At 36.9% G+C, this 628-nt stretch carries 1 protein-coding gene; it reads right to left on the bottom strand.

Going from position 1 to position 628, the window contains the following annotated elements; all coding sequences use genetic code 11:
* On the bottom strand, window positions 1–628 hold a 628-nt coding region (locus KA878_RS14200; protein ID WP_245336784.1), incomplete at both ends, for a Glu/Leu/Phe/Val family dehydrogenase.

Here is a 628-nt window from a genome sequence, read left to right as displayed (position 1 = left end):
GTGAAATGTCATATACTTTGTCAAAAGCTTCGACAATCTTAGTTTTTAATAACTGATTCACTTCTTCTTCTGACCAATAAAGTCCTTGATTGTTCTGTACCCATTCAAAGTATGAAACAGTTACACCACCGGCACTGGCTAGTACATCCGGAATTAAAAGGACATCATTTTCTGTCAGAATACGTGTTGCTTCATGTGTTGTAGGACCGTTAGCCGCTTCTGCTACTATACTCGCTTTTATGTCTCCTGCATTTTGTGCGGTGATTTGGTTTGCTAAAGCTGCGGGTACTAAAATGTCACAATCAATTCCAAATATATCTTCGTTTGGAATAATGTTATCAAATAAAGGTGTGATTCTACCGTGTTCTTTACGAAGTTCTAATAAATGATCAATATCTAAACCTTCTGGATCATATAAAGCACCTCGACTTTCTGAGATACATACAATTTTTGCACCTTTATCATGTAGGATTTTAGCGATAAAGCTACCAGCATTACCAAATCCTTGTATAACAACTTTTGCACCTTTGATATTAATATGCTTACGTTTAGCCGCTTCTTCAATCGTAATTACAGCACCTAATGCTGTTGCTTGTTCACGACCTAGTGAACCACCTAAAGAAATGGG

It is taken from the genome of Staphylococcus sp. GDY8P57P (assembly GCF_017892585.1).
GTDB classification, from domain to species: domain Bacteria; phylum Bacillota; class Bacilli; order Staphylococcales; family Staphylococcaceae; genus Staphylococcus; species Staphylococcus borealis.
This window is presented reverse-complemented; position numbering and strand designations above follow the sequence as displayed.